This is a genomic window from Bacillus sp. PK6-025 (assembly GCF_056530265.1).
Map to the genome: position 1 here is coordinate 1,247,573 of NZ_CP096509.1, position 18,936 is coordinate 1,266,508.

An 18,936-nucleotide genomic window follows, 5' to 3' on the forward strand; every position below is an offset into this window, starting at 1 on the left:
TTCATCAAAGGTGGGCATAAGATGGAAGGATATTTAGTTCTTGAAGATGGTACATCCTTCAGCGGTGAACTGGACGGTCTTGACGGCTGCACCGGTGAAGTCGTCTTTTTTACGGGCATGACCGGCTATCAGGAGGTTTTGACAGACCCTTCTTATAAAGGCCAGATTATTGTCTTTACGTACCCGCTGATTGGCAACTACGGAATAAACGAAAGCGATGATGAAAGCAAACGGCCTCAGGTGAAAGGGGTTGTCGTCTATGAAGCGTGCGACAGGTTTTCCCATCATCAGGCGACAGAAAGCCTTCGGGAATACTTGGCGAAGTGGGATGTTCCGCTTTTATCGCACGTGGACACAAGAGCGGTTGTTCAGCATATCAGGGCAAAGGGGACGCTGAATGCCAGACTGACGAAACAAAAGGACGGCATTCCGGCTCCGCGCCAGCTGGAAAACTATGCGGCACAGGTTGCCGGACAAAACGAAAACGGCGCCTTTAGGGAAGGCAATACGCATATTGCGGTGATCGATTTCGGCTATAAAAAGTCGATCGCTTCATCGCTTGCAAACCGGGGCTGCAAAGTAACGGTCGTTCCCTATCAAGAGATGGGCGGCATTTCAAAGCTGAATCCGGACGGGATCGTCCTTTCAAACGGGCCGGGCGATCCGAAAGCGATCCTTCCATATATGGATTCACTCCGGGATATCATCTCTTCCTATCCGACTCTCGGCATCTGTCTCGGGCACCAGCTGATCGCGCTCGCATTCGGAAGCGACACGTATAAGCTTCCGTTCGGCCACAGGGGAGCCAATCATCCGGTCATGGACAAAGAGACCGGACGCGTGTTCATGACAAGCCAAAACCACAGCTATGTCGTCGATCGGGACACCATCAGCGAAAATGAATTTTCCGTCAGGTTTTATCATGTCAACGACGGTTCAGTAGAAGGGCTGATGCATAAAACACTGCCTGTCATATCCGTTCAGTTTCATCCGGAAGCCCATCCGGGACCGGCTGAAAGCGAGTGGATATTCGGCGAATATTTGCAGAAATTGAACGAAGCAAGGAGAGAGATCGCCCATGCCTAAAGATCAAACCATCAAAAGCATTCTCGTTATCGGGTCGGGGCCGATTATCATCGGGCAGGCCGCTGAATTCGACTACTCCGGAACCCAGGGCTGCATGGCGCTGAAAAGCGAAGGCTACCGGGTGATTCTTGTCAACAGCAACCCGGCGACCATCATGACCGATGAATCTTTTGCAGATGAAATCTATTTTGAGCCCTTGACAGTGGAAAGCCTCACACAAATCATCAAGCGTGAAAAACCGGACGGACTGCTCGCCAATCTGGGCGGACAGACAGCGCTGAATTTGGCGGTTGAGCTCGAAAAGGCCGGCATTCTTAAAACATACGGGGTAAAGCTGCTTGGAACATCTGTTGATACGATCGAAAAGGGCGAAGACAGGGAAAAGTTCCGCGCCTTGATGAAGGAGCTGAACGAGCCTGTGCCGGATTCAGAAATTGTTGACAATCAAGATGATGCGCTTCGTTTTGCGCTCTCAATCGGTTTTCCGATTATCGTGCGGCCGGCCTATACATTGGGCGGAAAAGGAGGCGGCATCGCGGCGACGAAAGAGGAGTTCCTGCCTTTAATCGAAAGCGCCCTCCTCGCAAGCCCGATTCACCAATGTCTTGTCGAAAAAAGCATTGCCGGTTTTAAAGAAATCGAATACGAAGTCATGCGTGACAGAAACAATACATGCATTACCGTCTGCAATATGGAAAACATCGATCCGGTCGGCGTCCATACGGGGGATTCGATCGTTGTCGCCCCGTCGCAGACATTAACGGATGCGGATTATCAAATGCTTCGTTCTGCCAGCTTAAAGATCATTTCCGCGCTCGATGTCGTCGGCGGCTGCAACATTCAATTCGCCCTGGACCCGGAAAGCAAAAATTATTATGTCATCGAGGTGAATCCGAGAGTAAGCCGTTCATCGGCGCTCGCCTCAAAAGCGACCGGCTATCCGATCGCAAAAATGGCGGCTAAACTGGCTGTCGGCTACACGCTTGCCGAGCTGAAAAATCCGCTCACAGATTCGACATACGCCAGCTTCGAGCCTGCGCTTGACTATGTCGTCGTCAAATTTCCGCGCTGGCCGTTCGACAAATTCAAACAAGCCGACCGTAAGCTCGGCACGAAAATGAAAGCGACGGGAGAAGTCATGGCGATTGACCGCAATCTTGAAGCGGCCCTGCAAAAAGCGGTCGCATCCCTTGAGCTGAAAACGTCAGGAACCCATTTGCCCGAACTTGGCGGCGTATCTTCAGAAGTGTTGTGGAAGCTGCTTGAGTCTCCTGATGACCGCCGTTTCTTTGCGGTCATGGAGCTGCTGAGCAGGGGGGCTTCCATTAGCGAGATACACGAGAAAACGAAAATCGATAACTATTTCCTTCATGTGTTTTCTAACATCATTCAGCTGGAAAACATGTTGATGGAACAGGGAGACGCGCTGTCCGTCAGCCTTTTGAAAAAGGTAAAAGAAAAGGGATTTACCGACTTTACGATCGCTTCCCTCACCGGAAAGACGGAAGAAGAAGTGCGCGCGTTCCGCAAGAAAATGGGCATTGCCGCATCCTTTAAAATCGTCGATACATGCGCAGCTGAATTTGATGCGAAGACAAACTATTTTTACTCGACGTATTTTGGGAAAAGCGACGGAGACATCTCTCAAAAAACGAAAAAGCGCGCACTGATCATCGGTTCCGGCCCGATACGGATCGGCCAGGGAGTCGAGTTTGACTACAGTGCCGTGCACGGCGTCATGACGCTGAAAAACCTCGGGTTTGAAACGATCATGCTGAACAACAACCCGGAAACCGTCAGCACGGATTATGAAATGGCAGACCGCCTGTACTTTGAACCGATTACACCCGAGCATATTCTCAATGTCGCTGAAGCGGAAGATATCGATTTTGCGATTGTTCAATTCGGCGGCCAATCCGCCATCAATGTGGCTGAAGCGATTGAAAAAGCGGGCATCACCCTGCTTGGGACATCATCGGAAACCCTTGACATACTTGAAGACCGTGATCAATTTTATCAGCTTCTTGACGAGCTCGGCATTTCTCATGCTAAAGGAGAAACGGCTTCATCAAAAGCGGAAGCGGTGCAGAAAGCAAACGAAATCGGCTATCCTGTGCTGATCAGGCCGTCATATGTGATCGGCGGCATGGGCATGATGATCGTTCACTCCGAAGCGGAGCTCAGAGAGCTGCTGGGCGGAGCGTCGCAAATGCCTTACCCGATTCTGATCGATCAATACGTATCGGGAAAAGAGTTTGAAATCGACCTTGTCAGCGATGGCGACGATCTCTACATCCCGACTTATATCGAGCATATTGAAAAAGCGGGCGTGCATTCAGGTGACAGCTACGCGATTTTGCCGGGGCCTTCGGTCACTCCGGAGATGAAAAGCGCCGCGCGGGATGCTGCCGCAAAAATCGTCCGCAAGCTCGGATTTAAAGGTATTATGAACATTCAATTTATAGCGGACGCGGATGAACTGCTCATCCTTGAAGTCAATCCGAGGGCGAGCCGGACGGTTCCGGTTGTCAGCAAGGTGATGGGGGTTCCGATGATCCCGCTTGCGGCGCAGCTGTTGGCCGGTTCGTCACTCAAAGAGTTGAACCCTGCCGCCAAAAACTCACGCGGCGTTGCCGTGAAGTTTCCGGTCTTTTCATCGCACGCTATCCAGGATGTCGATTTGAAGCTTGGACCGGAAATGAAATCGACCGGAGAAGGCATGTATGTCGGCTTCAATCCGGAAAGCGCCCTGAAGAAAATCTTTGCGGGAATCTGGCAAACGAAAGGCTGCATTTACATGGAAGGGGCCGGCAAGCTTCGTTCTCTCGCAGAACAGGCGGGTTTCACCGTACAGTCGGACGATTTTCCAGGCTGGATCAAACGGAAAGACAAAGCGCTGCACATCCATTTAGCCGAATCAAAAGAGGCGAGCAAGCAGCGAATGGAAGCCGTCACCCACGGTGTGGCGGTGATGACAGAGGAAGAGACGGTGCGGGCATTTTTGACGAGCGGGCATGGAACGACTAAAGCCGTGTCGCTTAAAGATTTATATAAAAAGGAAGTGGAGACATGTCTACTGTAAACATCGGGGCGACCCGGGAAATCAATCTGACGGGTAAGGATTTTTTAAGCCTGAAAGACTTTTCAAAAGAAGAGATCGTTTATTTGCTGAAAGAGGCAGCAGCGATGAAGCAAAATAAAATTCAAGACATCTTTAAAGGAAAAACATTGGCGATGATCTTTGAAAAGTCGTCGACGAGAACGCGCGTATCGTTTGAAGCCGGAATGGCGCAGCTCGGCGGAAACGCCCTGTTTTTAAGCAGTAAAGACATGCAGTTGGGCAGAGGGGAAACGATCGCAGATACCGCGAAAGTGCTTTCGGGTTATGTCGACGCGATTATGATCCGCACATTCGAACACGAAAAAGTCGAAGAGCTTGCCAAGCACGCCGAGATTCCCGTGATCAACGGATTGACCGATCTTTTCCATCCGTGTCAGGCGCTTAGTGACCTCTTGACGATTCAAGAGACGAAAGGAACATTAAAAGGGCTGAAAGCCGTTTATGTTGGAGACGGAAACAATGTCGCGCATTCGCTGTTAATCGGCTGTGCGAAAGTGGGATGCGACATCACGGTCGCTTCGCCTGAAGGGTATGAGCCGAATCAGGAAGTGGTAAGACTGGCCGAGGGATTCGCCGAAGAGTCCGGAGCGGCCGTCACAATCTCAAATGACCCCGTGTCAGCCGTTCAACAAGCGGATGTCATCTATTCTGATGTGTTTACAAGCATGGGCCAAGAGAAAGAAGCCGAAGAACGGATGAATATCTTTGCTCCTTATCAGGTCAACAGAGCGCTTGTCTCCCATGCCAAACCGGATTACGTCTTTCTGCACTGCCTTCCTGCCCACAGGGAAGAAGAGGTCACCGCAGAGATCATCGACGGCCCGAATTCAGCGGTATTCCAGCAGGCTGAAAACCGCCTGCACGTCCAAAAAGCTTTATTAAAAGCACTGTTATCTTAAATAAAAAACAGCTGATCACAATTGATCAGCTGTTTTTTTAGGCGAATATCAAAACGGCGATGCCGATGACAAAGCAGTAAATCGAGAAATAAACCAAGTTTCCTTTCGCCATAATATTCATGAACCAGCGCAATGAAAAGTATGTAGCGATAATCGATGCGATGAACGCAAACAAATAAGGAAGGAAAAGCTCCCCTAAACGCGGATCATGAAAAATATCGGTAATACTTAAAATGGTCCCGCCAAGACTGACCGGTATGTACAGTAAAAATGAAAACCTGAGCGCGGTTTCAGATTTGAGGCCGAGCGCCATCGCAGGGACGATCGTCGCTCCCGAACGGCTGATGCCGGGAACAAGTGCAACCATTTGCGACAAGCCGATGATCACGGCGTCTCTCAGTCTGATTTCGCCGTCGTTTTTGCGGCCGCGCAAATTGCGAATGAGAAACAATGCCAGACCCGTGATCAGCAAAGTAACCGCGGTGATCCGGACGCCGTCTTTAAAGAAAGCCGAAATCTCATCATCAAATAAAACACCGATGACACCGGCAGGAATCGTGGCGATGATCAGATAGATGATAAACCTGAAGTCCGCTTTTCCTTTTTCATTTTTTGATGTGACATAAGACAGTCCGTTTACCGCCAGCCTGAAAATATCGTTTTTATAGACGAGCAATACGGCAATTAAAGAACCGGCATTCATCAAAAGCTCAAAACTGAAGCCTTCAATGTTCAAGCCTAAAAAGTGCTGTGCCAGCACCAAGTGGCCGCTTGAAGAAACAGGAATCGGCTCTGTGAATCCCTGAAGCAACCCTAAAAGGATATACTTGATCAACATTAAAAAATCCATGATACTCCTCCGTTTCCCACAAGTTGTGACGCCCTTTTAAAAGACGGAATGAACGGGCGGTTCGTTTTAATTTTCGGAACACTTTTCTCATTAAACTATACAAAGCAAACAGATGTAAAGATAAAATCGACATGTTTTTTGGGAGAGTGGGGCAATCTAATAATAAAAGGGAGTGAAGCAAATGGGACAGCAGCGTCAATTCCGGCCGGGCCAAAAAGCGCCCAATAATGGAGTGTATGTGGAGATCGGCGAAACGGGAAGCATGGTTCAGAACCCTCAACAAATCAAATTGAGCGCCGGCGAGTTCTTCCCTGAAACCTCCAACCATAACCGGCTCTGGACATATAAAAGAAAGCCTTAAAAAAACAGCCGTCGGACGGCTGTCTGTCTAAAGCAAAAAACCCCGCTTTCAAAAGCCGGGGTTTTAATGTTGACTTGCATCCTGTTTAACAGGCATAATTTCTCCAAGAACAATAACGGCTGCGGTGATGATAAAGCCCATAATGACACTGGTTTGAAGGTCATACCCAGCACCGTTCATGGCGCCGACAATATAGCAGGCCATCTGCGTCAAAAGAAATGTCCAGAAAAAAGCGACCACAAATCGCACGTTTCCCACCTCGTCCTTCTCATTCAATTCTAAAACTTATCATACCATATACATAGCCAGCTGGAAAAGACATTTTAGTGAACAAGACAGGGCTTTCAACTCTGTTTTCAGAAATATCAGAAAGGGTATTTCATTAAAGTTTACTTTTCATCATGAAGACTGGGACTTTTCCTTATTCGTTTGCTGCACGTACGACATAAAATAATGAGCAGATTACGGCAGGAAGGAGGCAGGCAAGTGATGAAAATAACCGAACGTTTTTTTCAAATGGATTCAGAATGGAACGTGGTTCATCTTCCGTACAAGCCGAACGGTTTTCTGGTGTTCATTTTCGGCGACCGGAACCATTTTGTCGGGGAAGATTCGAGCTTCTGGCTTCAGCATTACGGAAGAAATCAGCTTCTAACGAGCCTGAGAAACAAAGGCTATACCCTGGTAAACAGCAATTTGTTCGGCAGGCACTGGGGCTCCGAAAAAGCGGTTGCATACGCCAAACAGCTGATTCATTACGTGTTCAAACAAGAGATTTTAAATGAAAAAATTCATCTATTGGCGGAAGGCACAGGGGCCCTCATTGCAGATGAGCTCCTTCGCTCGATCCCGAACCAAATACGTTCTGCAGCGATGGTTAATCCTTGCCTCGATCTTCAGGCTCATCATAAACGAGAAAAAGAAAACAAGTTTTTCTACAAACAGTTTATTAAAGAAATTGCCGAAAGCTACGGAATTACGGAGCGGGAGGCAGCCGATTATCCGTTCAAAAGCATATCCCCTTATCACAATCTCGTACCCGTTCATATTTGGCAAAGACTGAACGGCTCACCGTATCCGTATATGATCCATGCCAAAACGTTTGAGGAGCGCCAGCTTAAAGGCCGTCACAGCGTAGGGCTTACCCTGCACCTGACCGAACATCCTCAGCGCATTCATTCAGCAATCGCGAACTTTTTCAAAACGCATGAAAAAGTCTTATAGAGAATAGAATAATAGCAGCCCGAAAATGATGAAAGGGCTGTTTTTTGCTTGGTTAAAAAAGCTGAAACGAAAGGTGGTCCATCGAATGAAGCCGGCACTTGTATATGGAGCAGATGAGTTCTTCGGCCTTTCATTTTGTGAACATCTACTTGAAGAGGGTGTTGACATAGATGTAAAGCTGGAACAGACAAGCGACGAAAAAAAGCTGATGTATCTCGAAGAGCGGCTGATGTGGCTGGGAAGAAACGAGCATTTCCGTCTCATCGAAAAAGAGCTTGAAGCCCCGTACGAACAAGTCTTCATCCAATACACAGGCTCAGTGCCGGAAGAAGCGCTGGCTGCAGGCGTTGAAAACAAGCCTGTTATTCTGTTTGTCTACCAGGAACAATTCGAAGAGGATTTACGCGCCGGCATGGAGGAAAAGGGTGTTGAACTGATCGTGCTTCCGGATCTGTTCGGTCCGTGGGACGTCAGGGCAGAGGATAAACAAAACAGGGACGGAGCGCTTTTTGTGAACGACGCGGCAGCACAAGCCGCTGCCTGTGCTGTTGAAAAAGATTTTTCAGATTTGCAGTTTGTACAGAAGACGCCATACGATAAAGCCGATGAGATCATTGAAGAATGGATCAGACAAATGTCTACATTTTTCGACAAAAAATAAGAAAGATCTTCCTAATTTACACTTGAAAGGATACAATAAAGATAGATTTGAATTGCTGTTTTTTCGAAAGGGAGTTGAACATGGCATGGTGTACAGGCTTGTCGCGATTTTTTTCATTCTCCTGGCGCTAAGCGGCTGCGGACAATCGCCGCTGAAAGGGAAAATTGAAAAAGTCGGTTTGCTTGTCCCTGATACGATAAATGACCAAGTATGGGGAACCAAAGGATATAAAGGATTATTAAGAATACAATCCGTCTACAATGTCGACGTCTATTATAAAGAGGGAATCGATAATGACGCTGCCATTAAAATGGCTGTAGAAGATTTTCACAAAAAAGGCGTCAACCTCATCTACGGGCACGGAAGCGAATATGAAAAAGCCTTTAATGAGATATGCAAAGATTATCCTGATATTCATTTTGTTTTAATGAACTCGAAAGCCGATCACCCAAATGTGACAAGCATATCGCTTGAAGGAGAAGCGATGGGGTTCTTCGGCGGAATGACGGCGGCCCATCAGTCAAAAACAAAGAAAATCGGCGTGCTCGCAACGTATAAATGGCAGCCTGAAGTAGAAGGATTTTCCGAAGGGGCTAAATACCTCGATCCGGACATTGAGGTGATGACAGAATATGTCGGCCAGTGGGACGACAGCGAAAATGCCGTCAAACTGTATGAAAAAATGAAGAAGGCAGGCGCGGATGTTGTGTATCCGGCCGGAGACGGGTATAATGTCCCTGTCATTGAACAAATCAAAAAGGACGGGCTGTACGCTATCGGATATGTAAGCGACCAGTCGGAATTGGGTGAGAATGTCGTTTTGACAAGCACCATACAGCATGTAGACGACGCTTATGAACTCACCGCCGACGAGTTTAATAAAGGAACGCTTAAAGGCGGCAAGCGCTCATTTGACATTCAAGACGGCGTCATCGAAATGGGAGAATTCAGCCCTGTTGTCGATCAGTCATTTCAAGAAAAGATGAATCGGCTGATTGACGAATACAAAAAAACAAACAAACTGCCAAACGAACATTGAGGTGATCAAGATGCACGAAAAATCAATGGAATTTTTGCAAATTGCCATGAAATACGTTCCGGAAGCGAAAGCAGAGATGGAGAAAGCGGGAATCGAATTTTCCCCGGAAATGCTTGAGCCATTCATGAACTTGTTTACGAAAGTGATGGCCGAGGCTTACGAGCTCGGTAAAGCGGAAGCCGGTTCAGACGCCTGACTGAAACGCCCGCAAACGCTTAAAAAGCCACTTTTCAGAAGAAGTGGCTTTTTTATATGGAAATCTTATTTTTCAAAGCGCTGACCATTGAGCCGATTTCTTTAAACACAGGCTTCAGCTCATCGAGCGAATCCATAATTTCTCCAACCTGATTCAACACGTGCATATAATCGGCTTCCTGGGATACTTCAGCGTCTTCGGCGGTTTCCGCTTCCGCATCCGTCTCCGTCTCTTCATGCCTGCCGGGTGCGTTTGCGCCAAACATCATTTTTGTGAAAAAATCGTCGTTCGCCACTCTTCAACCCTCCTTTTTCATATATATCACTACTATATGAATGTTTTGGTCTGCTAGATTAGACGAATATATTGCCAACTAAAAAAAAATAGGGTAGGATTAGTACCAGATACTAATAATAACTCATAACATTAGTTGGAAAAAATCATGAATAAAGGAGTCTTTCCTATGAAAGCTGGAATTATTGGAATCGGCCGGTACATCCCTGAAAAGGTGCTGACCAATTTCGACTTGGAAAAAATGGTTGAAACTTCTGACGAGTGGATTCGTACAAGAACAGGCATAGAAGAAAGAAGAATCGCAGCTGAAGATGAGAAAACATCCGACATGGCTGTGGCCGCCGCTAGAAGAGCGATGGAAGACGCAAACATCGAGGCGGAAGATCTTGATATGATTCTCGTCGCCACCGTTACTCCTGACCAGGCATTCCCGACAGTGTCCTGCATGATTCAAGAAAAGCTCGGTGCATTCAATGCCTGTGCAATGGATATCAGCGCAGCGTGCGCCGGTTTTATGTACGGTTTAGTCACTGGAAAACAGTTTATCGAAGCCGGAACGTATAAGCATGTGCTTGTCATCGGAGTTGAAAAGCTTTCAGGCATTACGGACTGGGATGACCGCAATACCGCTGTTCTGTTCGGAGACGGAGCGGGCGCCGCAGTTGTCGGGCCTGTCAGCGACGATAAAGGGATTTTGTCTTTTGAGCTCGGTGCAGACGGCAGAGGCGGAAAGCACTTGTACTTGGATGAAAAAGATCATACAATCATGAATGGCAGAGAAGTGTTCAAGTTTGCCGTCCGCCAAATGGGTGAATCCAGTGTGAATGTCATTGAAAAAGCCGGATTATCCAAAGAGGATGTCGACTTTTTGGTGCCGCATCAAGCCAACATCCGGATCATGGAAGCGGCGCGCGAACGTTTGGAGCTTCCAGTCGAAAAAATGTCTAAAACGGTTCATAAATACGGAAACACATCAGCTGCTTCTATTCCGATTTCTCTTGTGGAAGAGCTTGAAGCTGGTAAAATAAAAGACGGTGACGTCATTGTGATGGTCGGCTTCGGCGGAGGTTTGACATGGGGAGCCATCGCCATGCGCTGGGGCCGATAAAAGAAAGGTGAGGTGCAACTTATGAATAGTAAAAGAGTAGTCATTACCGGATTAGGAGCTTTATCACCTCTTGGTAATGACGTCAAAACGAGCTGGAACAACGCGGTTAACGGGGTTTCCGGAATCGGCCCGATTACAAGGGTGAACGCGGACGAGTATCCAGCTAAAGTAGCCGCGGAACTGAAAGATTTTAAGATAGAAGATTACATGGATAAAAAAGACGCGAGAAAAATGGACCGCTTCACACAATATGCCGTTGTGTCGGCGAAAATGGCCGTGGAAGACGCGGGGCTCGACATTAACGAGAGCAACGCAGACCGGGTCGGCGTCTGGGTCGGTTCTGGGATCGGCGGCCTTGAAACGCTTGAACAGCAGTTCGAAACATTTTTAACAAAAGGACCGCGGCGCGTCAGCCCGTTCTTTGTACCGATGATGATTCCTGACATGGCGACCGGCCAGATTTCGATTTCTCTCGGTGCAAAAGGGGTCAACTCTTGTACGGTGACGGCTTGCGCGACGGGTACGAACTCAATCGGCGACGCCTTTAAAGTCATTCAGCGCGGCGATGCAGATGTCATGATCTCCGGCGGAACGGAAGCCCCGCTTACAAGAATGTCGTTTGCCGGCTTTTCCGCCAATAAAGCGCTCTCCACTAATCCGGATCCGAAAACGGCAAGCCGCCCGTTTGACAAAAACCGCGACGGCTTCGTCATGGGAGAAGGAGCGGGAATCGTCGTTCTTGAGGAGCTTGAGCACGCGTTAAACCGCGGAGCGACAATCTACGCGGAAGTGGTCGGCTACGGATCAACGGGAGACGCCTATCATATCACGGCTCCTGCGCCAAATGGGGAAGGCGGCGTCAGAGCCATGAAAGAAGCGATCAAAGATGCGGGTCTGTCTCCTGATAGCATTGATTATATCAATGCGCACGGAACAAGCACGCCGTACAATGATAAATTTGAAACGATCGCCATTAAAGAAGTGTTCGGAGAGCATGCCTACAAGCTTGCCGTCAGCTCGACAAAATCGATGACAGGGCACTTGCTCGGGGCTGCCGGAGGCATCGAAGCGATTTTCTCCGTCCTTGCCATTAAGGAAGGCATCATTCCTCCGACAATCAATATCGAAACGCCTGATGAAGATTGCGATCTGGACTATGTACCGGATCAAGCCCGTCGCCAGGACGTAAATGTTGTGCTCAGCAACTCGCTCGGTTTCGGCGGACACAACGCAACGCTGATTTTCAAAAAATATGAATAACCGCAATATAAACGGCTGCCATTTTAGATGGTGGCCGTTTTTTTTAGCGTGCATACCATACAGATGAAAAAGGAGTGTGATCTAAATGAGTATAGCAAGCACGTATGAATGGCTTGAACAGGCTTCATCCGTGCGGGAATTGTCAAGCTTTCTCCTGCCGTATTTTAAAGGCGCTTCAAAAGCGGATGCGGCGGCGATTGTCAGCCACCTGCAGACCCACGGCATGTTCCGTTCGTGGACGGACGGCGAGCGTACGATGAAGCAGCTTAAGAAAAACAGCGTATTTCAGCATGTCAGACGGGAAGAACAGCTGCTCTGCAAAAGATGGAATGGGCCGGATGTTCCGATTTTCATCCTGCCGGTCGATGAAAGAAACCGCAAAATCCGCGTCGAATTCGGCTCGAAATCAGGCCTTGCGTTCAGCGACAAACTATTTTTGTTTTTATCGGCCGATCTTCCCCGGTCATCGATTTCTGCGATCATGACGCACGAATATAATCACGTTTGCCGGTTAGAAAATATGCCGAAAGAAGAAAAAAAGATGACGCTGCTTGATACAATCATTCTCGAAGGCATCGCGGAATATGCCGTTTTCGAACGGTTGGGGGAAGCCGAAACAGCTGTATGGACGTCATATTACTCCGAAAAACAGCTTCGTCATTTTCAGGACCGGTTCGTTAAGCCTCATTTCGAGCTGCGCCGACATGATAGCCGACTATTCTCCAATATTTTATTTGGAAAAGGGCATTACCCCGACATGGTCGGATATGCTGTCGGTTACAGTATTGTAAAAAAATATTTATCGGCTCGAAATTTGAAGGTTGCCGACGTTTTATCCTTCCCGTCAGAAGACTTTATAAAGCTATCGCTTTAAAATACTAAAATTATGGGATTAAATTAATATTATTACAAAAAATCAAAAAACTCCTTGCTTTTGTAATGATTATGTAATAATATACAACTATAAAATTTTAAGATAATTCAGTCATATTAAGAAAATTCTAAAAAAGTAATATATTAGTTTTTCGTAATATTTAACTTCTGGTCTATGGAAGGGGAATCTGGATGAGCGCATTGCTGGAAGTCAATGATTTAAAAACTTATTTTTTCAGAAAAAAACAGCCGATACCCGCAGTGGACGGCGTCGATTTTTCAATCAAAAAAGGAGAAACCGTGGCGCTGGTCGGTGAATCGGGATCCGGTAAAAGCATCACGTCTCTGTCAATCATGGGACTCGTCGAGGGCTCGGGCGGAAAGATCATGAACGGTTCCATCAAGCTCGAAGGACGGGATCTCGTTACATACAAAGAACAAGATTTATGCAAGATCCGCGGAAATGAAATCTCGATGATTTTTCAGGAGCCGATGACCTCGCTCAATCCGGTTTTGACGATCGGCGAACAAATCACAGAGGTGCTGATCTATCATAAAAAGCTATCGAAAAAAGAAGCTGCCAAAAAAGCGGTAGAATTATTAAAGCTTGTCGGATTTTCGAGGGCAGGCGAGCTGATGAAAGAATATCCGCACCGCCTGTCGGGCGGCATGAGGCAGAGGGTGATGATCGCCATTGCCTTAAGCTGCAATCCGAAGCTGCTCATCGCGGATGAACCGACTACAGCGCTTGACGTCACCATTCAAGCGCAAGTGCTGGAACTGATGAAAGACCTATGCGACAAATTCGATACCTCCATCCTTCTCATTACCCACGATCTCGGCGTTGTGTCCGAAATTGCGGACCGCGTGATCGTCATGTATTGCGGACAAGTTGTTGAAAATGCCACAGTAGATGAACTATTCGATGAACCCCTGCATCCCTACACAAAAGGACTGTTAAACTCCATCCCTGTTATTGAAGGCTCCATTGAAAAATTAACAGCCATTAAAGGAAATGTGCCGACGCCTGACAACCTTCCGGCCGGCTGCCGGTTTGCTCCGAGGTGTCCGAGTGCGGGCGACAAATGCTGGGGCGCGCAGCCGGACTTGAAGACGCGTCCGGACGGCCGGTCTGTCAGATGTTTTTTATATGAGGAGGGAGAATAAGGGATGACTTCATCAGCTGAACGATTACAGCCCGGACAGGAAATGAACCCGCAAGAATCCCTTCTGGAGCTGAAAGATGTCAAAAAGTACTTTCCGATCCGCTCAGGGATATTTCAGAAAAAAATCGGCGACGTCAAAGCGGTGGACGGCATCAGCTTTTCGCTTAAACGCGGCGAAACGCTCGGCATTGTCGGTGAATCGGGCTGCGGAAAGTCGACCGCCGGACGGACGATGATCCGCCTTTATAAACCGACGGCAGGACAGATCTTTTACAAAGGCCGCGACATTTCAAGTTTGTCGGAAGAAGCGTTGAGAAAGAGCGTCCGCAAAAACATCCAGATGGTTTTCCAAGATCCGTTTGCCTCACTGAACCCGAGAAAAACGCTGCGTTCCATCATCAAAGAACCCTTCAACACGCATCATATGTACAATTTCAAAGAGCGCAACGAAAAAGCCGAAGAGCTTTTGGCTAAGGTCGGGCTGCACCCGTCGTTTGCGAACCGCTATCCCCACGAATTTTCCGGAGGGCAGCGCCAGCGGATCGGAATCGCGCGGGCGCTGGCTTTAAATCCGGAGCTTATTATCGCCGATGAACCGGTATCCGCATTGGACGTGTCAATCCAGGCTCAAGTGATCAACCTGATGGAAGAGCTTCAGGAAGAATTCAATCTGACATATTTGTTCATTTCCCATGACTTGAGCGTCGTCCGCCATATCAGCGACAGGGTCGGCGTCATGTATCTCGGCAAAATGATGGAGCTGACAGACAAGCATGAGCTGTACGACAACCCGCTTCATCCATACACGCAGGCGCTTCTGTCCGCCGTTCCCGTCACTAGGAAGAAAGGCGGAACAAAGCGGGAGCGAATCGTTTTAAAAGGCGAGCTGCCGAGTCCCGCCAACCCTCCGAAAGGCTGTGTCTTTCATACGAGGTGTCCGGCCGCAAAAGCGATTTGCGCGGAAGCCGAACCTGCTTTCAAGGAAGTGAAAACAAACCATTTCGTGGCATGTCACCTTTACGAATAAAGGGGAAGGCCGTCACATATTAAATCCTTGAGAGGGGGAATGTCTTCTTTAAAAAACGGGGGTCAATCGGGTGGAAAGAAGGACAACAGTTTAATAAGGGGGAATTCATAAAATGAATAAACGCAAAACAGGATTTTCAATTTTAAGCTTGCTGCTGATCTTATCGATTTTTCTAACGGCCTGCAACAGCGGCGAAGTCGGAGGGGACGAAAAAGAAGGCAAATCTGACGGGAAGCCGCAAAAGGGCGGTGACTTGGTCATCGGTTCTACAGGGGAGCCTACGATGTTCAACGCTTTATATTCAACCGATGTGTCAAGCTCTGATATTGAAGGGTTTATTTTTGACGGACTTGTCGGCTCTGACACCGATTTAAATCCGACGATGAAGCTTGCTGAAAAAATAGATCAGTCGGAAGACGGCATAACGTATAACGTGACTTTGAAAAAAGGCGTAAAATGGCATGACGGCGAGGAGTTTACGGCCGATGACGTCGTGTTTACGTATAACATCCCATTAAGCAAAGACTATGCCGGTGAGCGCGGCTCCAATTTTGGAATGATTGATAAAGTGACGAAAAAAGGAGACTACGAGGTTGAATTCAAGCTCAAGCATCCGGACCCTTCATTTTTGCCTGTCTCTTTAAGCTACGGAATCCTCCCTGAGCATATTTTAGGGGACGTGCCGATTAAAGACCTTGGCGAACACGAATTTAACAGGAAAAAACCGATCGGAACGGGACCGTTTAAATTCGTAGAGTGGAAACAGGGGCAATACGTTAAAGTGGAAGCATTTGAGGATTACTACGGTGAAGGGCCATACCTTGACACGCTGACATACAAAGTGATTCCGGATGCCAATGCAGCGATCGCCCAGCTTCAGGCGGGAGACATTAATTATTTCGTCGTCCCGGGCACGGATGTGAAGACGGTCGAAAAATTCGATCATGTCAAGCTTGAGTCTGATCTAGGCCTGAACTATTCATACCTCGGCTGGAACGAAAAAAATGAGCTGTTTAAAGATAAAAAAGTCCGCCAGGCCTTAACCCATGCGATTGACCGCGAATCGATCGTTCAAAATGTGCTGGACGGCGATGGGGAAGTCGCGAATATTCCGGAAAGCCCTTTATCATGGAACTATCCGAAAGACATTGATATTCCGGTCTTTGAATACGATCCGGCAAAAGCGAAGAAAATGCTCAAAGAAGCGGGTTGGGAAGATACAGACGGTGACGGCATTTTAGACAAAGACGGTAAAAAGTTCTCCTTTACCATTAAAACGAACCAGGGAAATAAAGTACGCGAAGATGCCGCGGTTGTCATCCAGCAGCAGCTGAAAGAAGTCGGAATCGAAGCGAAGCCGCAAATCGTCGAGTTCAGCGCTTTAATTGAACAAACGAGCGCGCCAAACTGGAATTATGACGCACTCCTGCTCGGTTGGAGCTTGGCGACCTTCCCTGATCAATATGATATCTTCCACTCCAGCCAGTCGAAAGCGGGCTTAAATAACATATGGTACAAAAACGAAGAAGTCGATAAGCTTCTCGTCGACGCGAAAAAACTGAAGGATCGGAAAGAATATTCGAAAGCTTACGAGAAAATTTACAAAATGATTGCCGAAGATCAACCGTATACATTCCTGTTCTATTATAACTACCACCGGGCGATCCCTAAAAACCTGAAAGGCTTCGAATTTCATCCGAAAAACGATTTCTATGAAGTGAACAAATGGTGGCTGAAAAAATAATCTAATATTCTCTAAAGGGAGAGGGGATGTTCCTCTCCCTGGTTTTTAAAATCCATGATAAAAGGGGAATAGAAGATGGTTACATACATTATTCGGAGAACGCTGATGTCTATTCCGATCCTGTTTGGGATTACCATTCTTTCTTTCGCGATCATGAAAGCGGCTCCCGGTGATCCGGTGTCACTGATGGTCGATCCGTCCATCAAACAGGCTGACCGCGAGAAGTTCATCGAAAAATACGGACTGAATGAGCCCGAACATATTCAATATTTGAAATGGCTCGGCAATATGATGCAAGGGGACTTTGGCACTTCGATCGTCAGGAAAGGAACGCCTGTTATCGATTTGATTCTTGCCAGGCTTCCGAATACGCTTTTATTAATGCTTGTATCAACGATTCTGGCGCTTCTGATTTCGATCCCGCTCGGCGTGCTCTCGGCGAGGCGGCCCTATTCAAAGCTTGATTACGGTATTACGTTTACGTCTTTTATCGGACTTGCTGTTCCAAACTTTTGGTTCGGTTTAATTTTAATTATGGTGTTATCCGTGAATTTAGGCTGGTTTCCGACCGGGGGCGTTATGACGCTGAATTCGGGTTTTAGCTTGTGGGATCGGATTCATCATTTAATTTTGCCTGCTTTCGTACTCGCCACCGCAGATATGGCCGGGCTTACGAGATATACAAGGTCAAGCATGCTGGATGTGCTGCGCCAGGATTTTATCCGGACGGCAAGAGCGAAAGGCTTTAAAGAAAATCGGGTCGTGTACAAGCATGGACTGCGGAACGGGCTGCTCCCGGTTGTGACGATTTTCGGACTGATGATTCCTTCCTTTATCGGCGGTGCGGTGGTGACCGAACAGATCTTTAGCTGGCCTGGACTCGGGAAGCTGTTTATTGATTCCGCGTTTCAAAGAGACTATCCCGTGATTATGGCGATGACCGTCATATCCGCTGTACTGGTTGTCATCGGCAATCTAATAGCGGACATTCTGTATGCGATCATCGACCCGCGGATTGAGTATTAAGAAAGAGGGGAGTAAATCATGACACAGCCAAATCCACAAGTGCCTTCAGCGGAGATCGGGCTTCAAGAAAACGTTTCGCAAAAACCGGAAACGATGACAAAAATCTTTTTCGAGAAGTTTTTCAAAAACAAGCTCGCTGTCATCGGCGGAATTCTCTTGCTTATCATTGTACTGTCGGCCTTGTTTGCACCGCTGATTGCTCCATACCCGCCGGAACAGCAAAATCTGATGAACAAATTAAAAGCGCCGAGCGCGGAGCATTTGATGGGAACGGATAAATTCGGCCGGGATATTTTCAGCCGCCTGTTGTACGGCGCACAAATCTCGCTGCTCGTCGGTTTCGCGTCTGTCCTCGGTTCGATCACCATCGGAACCGTTGTCGGAGCGATCGCCGGCTATTTCGGCGGAATCATTGATGCCATTTTAATGAGAATTGTTGATATTATCTTATCCATACCCGACATCTTTCTGTTAATCACGCTGGTCACCATCTTCCAGCCGGGCATAGATAAACTGATTTTAATATTCGCCTTGACGAGATGGACGACGACGGCGCGCCTTGTCCGGAGCGAGTTTTTGTCCTTGAGGTCGAGGGAGTTCGTCTTGGCGGCGAAAACGATCGGCACAAGAAATTACAAAATCATTTTTTCTCACATTCTTCCGAATGCGATGGGCCCGATTATCGTTGCCGCGACCCTTTCCGTCGGTACCGTGATCCTTGCGGAATCGGCATTAAGCTATCTTGGATTCGGGGTTCAGCCGCCGATGGCAAGCTGGGGAAACATGCTTCAGGATGCACAGAACTTTACGATCATGATCCAGGCGTGGTGGTATCCGCTGTTCCCGGGCCTGATGATCCTGCTCACTGTGCTGTGCTTTAACTTCTTAGGCGACGGACTCCGCGATGCGCTTGATCCGAAGAATATTAAATGAATATAGAAAATTAGGAAGAGAAAACTAGATATTAACTTGAAAAAATTTGAAAAAAAGTTGACTATTGG

General features: G+C 47.7%; 19 protein-coding genes. 16 read left to right on the forward strand and 3 right to left on the reverse strand.

Annotated features, from left to right (window positions below; genetic code table 11):
* The first annotated feature begins 21 nt into the window (after positions 1-21).
* The 3 genes from M1D67_RS06290 to argF are packed head-to-tail and all read left to right on the forward strand — an operon-like array spanning position 22 to position 5,106.
* Entirely contained in the window at positions 22-1,086 is a 1,065-nt protein-coding gene (locus M1D67_RS06290; protein ID WP_283931634.1) for a carbamoyl phosphate synthase small subunit, read from the forward strand.
* Complete coding sequence (locus M1D67_RS06295) at positions 1,079-4,168, forward strand: carbamoyl phosphate synthase large subunit (protein WP_479831677.1); 3,090 nt, start codon at positions 1,079-1,081, stop codon at positions 4,166-4,168. The genes M1D67_RS06290 and M1D67_RS06295 overlap by 8 nt, the downstream gene beginning before the upstream one ends.
* Positions 4,156-5,106: an ornithine carbamoyltransferase gene (gene argF / locus M1D67_RS06300; RefSeq protein WP_035338970.1), complete on the forward strand. Its 951-nt coding sequence runs from the start codon at positions 4,156-4,158 to the stop codon at positions 5,104-5,106. The genes M1D67_RS06295 and argF overlap by 13 nt, the downstream gene beginning before the upstream one ends.
* Before the next feature lie 37 nt (positions 5,107-5,143).
* On the opposite strand, the gene M1D67_RS06305 is transcribed toward argF, so the two are convergent.
* The gene (locus tag M1D67_RS06305; protein WP_065643386.1) at positions 5,144-5,956 is read right to left on the reverse strand and encodes an undecaprenyl-diphosphate phosphatase; all 813 of its coding nucleotides are present in this window, start codon (positions 5,954-5,956) and stop codon (positions 5,144-5,146) included.
* A gap of 181 nt (positions 5,957-6,137) precedes the next feature.
* On the opposite strand from M1D67_RS06305, the gene M1D67_RS06310 reads away from it, so the two are divergent.
* Positions 6,138-6,317 carry a YjzC family protein gene (locus M1D67_RS06310; RefSeq protein WP_003180573.1) on the forward strand — a complete coding sequence of 60 codons (180 nt, stop codon included), beginning with the start codon at positions 6,138-6,140 and terminating at the stop codon, positions 6,315-6,317.
* Positions 6,318-6,380: 63 nt separating this feature from the next.
* Here M1D67_RS06310 and M1D67_RS06315 read toward each other — a convergent pair whose 3' ends face one another.
* The gene (locus tag M1D67_RS06315; protein ID WP_009328851.1) at positions 6,381-6,575 is read right to left on the reverse strand and encodes a YjzD family protein; all 195 of its coding nucleotides are present in this window, start codon (positions 6,573-6,575) and stop codon (positions 6,381-6,383) included.
* 231 nt (positions 6,576-6,806) lie between these two features.
* On the opposite strand from M1D67_RS06315, the gene M1D67_RS06320 reads away from it, so the two are divergent.
* The 4 genes from M1D67_RS06320 (at position 6,807) to M1D67_RS06335 (ending at position 9,437) form a co-directional block, all read left to right on the forward strand.
* Positions 6,807-7,541: a hypothetical protein gene (locus M1D67_RS06320; protein WP_328031202.1), complete on the forward strand. Its 735-nt coding sequence runs from the start codon at positions 6,807-6,809 to the stop codon at positions 7,539-7,541.
* An 85-nt stretch (positions 7,542-7,626) separates the two neighbouring features.
* Complete coding sequence (locus M1D67_RS06325) at positions 7,627-8,202, forward strand: hypothetical protein (RefSeq protein ID WP_003180580.1); 576 nt, start codon at positions 7,627-7,629, stop codon at positions 8,200-8,202.
* An 85-nt stretch (positions 8,203-8,287) separates the two neighbouring features.
* Positions 8,288-9,241, forward strand: coding sequence for a BMP family ABC transporter substrate-binding protein (locus M1D67_RS06330; RefSeq protein ID WP_020450927.1), 954 nt, complete (start codon positions 8,288-8,290; stop codon positions 9,239-9,241).
* A gap of 10 nt (positions 9,242-9,251) precedes the next feature.
* Positions 9,252-9,437: a ComZ family protein gene (locus M1D67_RS06335; protein WP_219192765.1), complete on the forward strand. Its 186-nt coding sequence runs from the start codon at positions 9,252-9,254 to the stop codon at positions 9,435-9,437.
* Between the two features lie 52 nt (positions 9,438-9,489).
* Here the strand turns inward: M1D67_RS06335 and M1D67_RS06340 are convergent, their stop codons facing one another.
* Positions 9,490-9,732 (reverse strand): hypothetical protein, encoded by a 243-nt coding sequence (locus M1D67_RS06340; RefSeq protein ID WP_003180586.1) that lies wholly within the window; start codon positions 9,730-9,732, stop codon positions 9,490-9,492.
* Positions 9,733-9,900: 168 nt separating this feature from the next.
* On the opposite strand from M1D67_RS06340, the gene M1D67_RS06345 reads away from it, so the two are divergent.
* The 8 genes from M1D67_RS06345 (at position 9,901) to opp4C (ending at position 18,868) form a co-directional block, all read left to right on the forward strand.
* Positions 9,901-10,839 (forward strand): beta-ketoacyl-ACP synthase III, encoded by a 939-nt coding sequence (locus tag M1D67_RS06345; protein WP_003180588.1) that lies wholly within the window; start codon positions 9,901-9,903, stop codon positions 10,837-10,839.
* Positions 10,840-10,860: 21 nt separating this feature from the next.
* Positions 10,861-12,099, forward strand: coding sequence for a beta-ketoacyl-ACP synthase II (gene fabF, locus M1D67_RS06350; protein ID WP_003180590.1), 1,239 nt, complete (start codon positions 10,861-10,863; stop codon positions 12,097-12,099).
* 85 nt (positions 12,100-12,184) lie between these two features.
* Positions 12,185-12,973 carry a DUF2268 domain-containing putative Zn-dependent protease gene (locus tag M1D67_RS06355; protein WP_219192763.1) on the forward strand — a complete coding sequence of 263 codons (789 nt, stop codon included), beginning with the start codon at positions 12,185-12,187 and terminating at the stop codon, positions 12,971-12,973.
* Positions 12,974-13,164: 191 nt separating this feature from the next.
* Entirely contained in the window at positions 13,165-14,139 is a 975-nt protein-coding gene (locus tag M1D67_RS06360; protein ID WP_003180594.1) for an ABC transporter ATP-binding protein, read from the forward strand.
* Between the two features lie 42 nt (positions 14,140-14,181).
* A complete protein-coding gene (locus M1D67_RS06365) occupies positions 14,182-15,165 on the forward strand; it encodes an ABC transporter ATP-binding protein (RefSeq protein WP_171866277.1) in 984 nt (327 codons plus the stop codon).
* A 112-nt stretch (positions 15,166-15,277) separates the two neighbouring features.
* Complete coding sequence (locus M1D67_RS06370) at positions 15,278-16,909, forward strand: peptide-binding protein (RefSeq protein WP_023856647.1); 1,632 nt, start codon at positions 15,278-15,280, stop codon at positions 16,907-16,909.
* A 75-nt stretch (positions 16,910-16,984) separates the two neighbouring features.
* Positions 16,985-17,935 (forward strand): ABC transporter permease, encoded by a 951-nt coding sequence (locus tag M1D67_RS06375; RefSeq protein WP_023856648.1) that lies wholly within the window; start codon positions 16,985-16,987, stop codon positions 17,933-17,935.
* Positions 17,936-17,953: 18 nt separating this feature from the next.
* The gene (opp4C, locus tag M1D67_RS06380; protein ID WP_023856649.1) at positions 17,954-18,868 is read left to right on the forward strand and encodes an oligopeptide ABC transporter permease; all 915 of its coding nucleotides are present in this window, start codon (positions 17,954-17,956) and stop codon (positions 18,866-18,868) included.
* Positions 18,869-18,936 lie beyond the last annotated feature (68 nt).

What these genes read in the sequence shown, in the direction of transcription:
- M1D67_RS06290 (WP_283931634.1), top strand. Translation starts at nt 22, where the DNA reads ATGGAAGGATATTTAGTTCTTGAAGATGGTACATCCTTCAGCGGTGAA.
- M1D67_RS06295 (WP_479831677.1), top strand. Translation starts at nt 1,079, where the DNA reads ATGCCTAAAGATCAAACCATCAAAAGCATTCTCGTTATCGGGTCGGGG.
- argF (WP_035338970.1), top strand. Translation starts at nt 4,156, where the DNA reads ATGTCTACTGTAAACATCGGGGCGACCCGGGAAATCAATCTGACGGGT.
- M1D67_RS06305 (WP_065643386.1), bottom strand. Translation starts at nt 5,956, where the DNA reads ATGGATTTTTTAATGTTGATCAAGTATATCCTTTTAGGGTTGCTTCAG.
- M1D67_RS06310 (WP_003180573.1), top strand. Translation starts at nt 6,138, where the DNA reads ATGGGACAGCAGCGTCAATTCCGGCCGGGCCAAAAAGCGCCCAATAAT.
- M1D67_RS06320 (WP_328031202.1), top strand. Translation starts at nt 6,807, where the DNA reads ATGAAAATAACCGAACGTTTTTTTCAAATGGATTCAGAATGGAACGTG.
- M1D67_RS06325 (WP_003180580.1), top strand. Translation starts at nt 7,627, where the DNA reads ATGAAGCCGGCACTTGTATATGGAGCAGATGAGTTCTTCGGCCTTTCA.
- M1D67_RS06330 (WP_020450927.1), top strand. Translation starts at nt 8,288, where the DNA reads ATGGTGTACAGGCTTGTCGCGATTTTTTTCATTCTCCTGGCGCTAAGC.
- M1D67_RS06335 (WP_219192765.1), top strand. Translation starts at nt 9,252, where the DNA reads ATGCACGAAAAATCAATGGAATTTTTGCAAATTGCCATGAAATACGTT.
- M1D67_RS06345 (WP_003180588.1), top strand. Translation starts at nt 9,901, where the DNA reads ATGAAAGCTGGAATTATTGGAATCGGCCGGTACATCCCTGAAAAGGTG.
- fabF (WP_003180590.1), top strand. Translation starts at nt 10,861, where the DNA reads ATGAATAGTAAAAGAGTAGTCATTACCGGATTAGGAGCTTTATCACCT.
- M1D67_RS06355 (WP_219192763.1), top strand. Translation starts at nt 12,185, where the DNA reads ATGAGTATAGCAAGCACGTATGAATGGCTTGAACAGGCTTCATCCGTG.
- M1D67_RS06360 (WP_003180594.1), top strand. Translation starts at nt 13,165, where the DNA reads ATGAGCGCATTGCTGGAAGTCAATGATTTAAAAACTTATTTTTTCAGA.
- M1D67_RS06365 (WP_171866277.1), top strand. Translation starts at nt 14,182, where the DNA reads ATGAACCCGCAAGAATCCCTTCTGGAGCTGAAAGATGTCAAAAAGTAC.
- M1D67_RS06370 (WP_023856647.1), top strand. Translation starts at nt 15,278, where the DNA reads ATGAATAAACGCAAAACAGGATTTTCAATTTTAAGCTTGCTGCTGATC.
- M1D67_RS06375 (WP_023856648.1), top strand. Translation starts at nt 16,985, where the DNA reads ATGGTTACATACATTATTCGGAGAACGCTGATGTCTATTCCGATCCTG.
- opp4C (WP_023856649.1), top strand. Translation starts at nt 17,954, where the DNA reads ATGACACAGCCAAATCCACAAGTGCCTTCAGCGGAGATCGGGCTTCAA.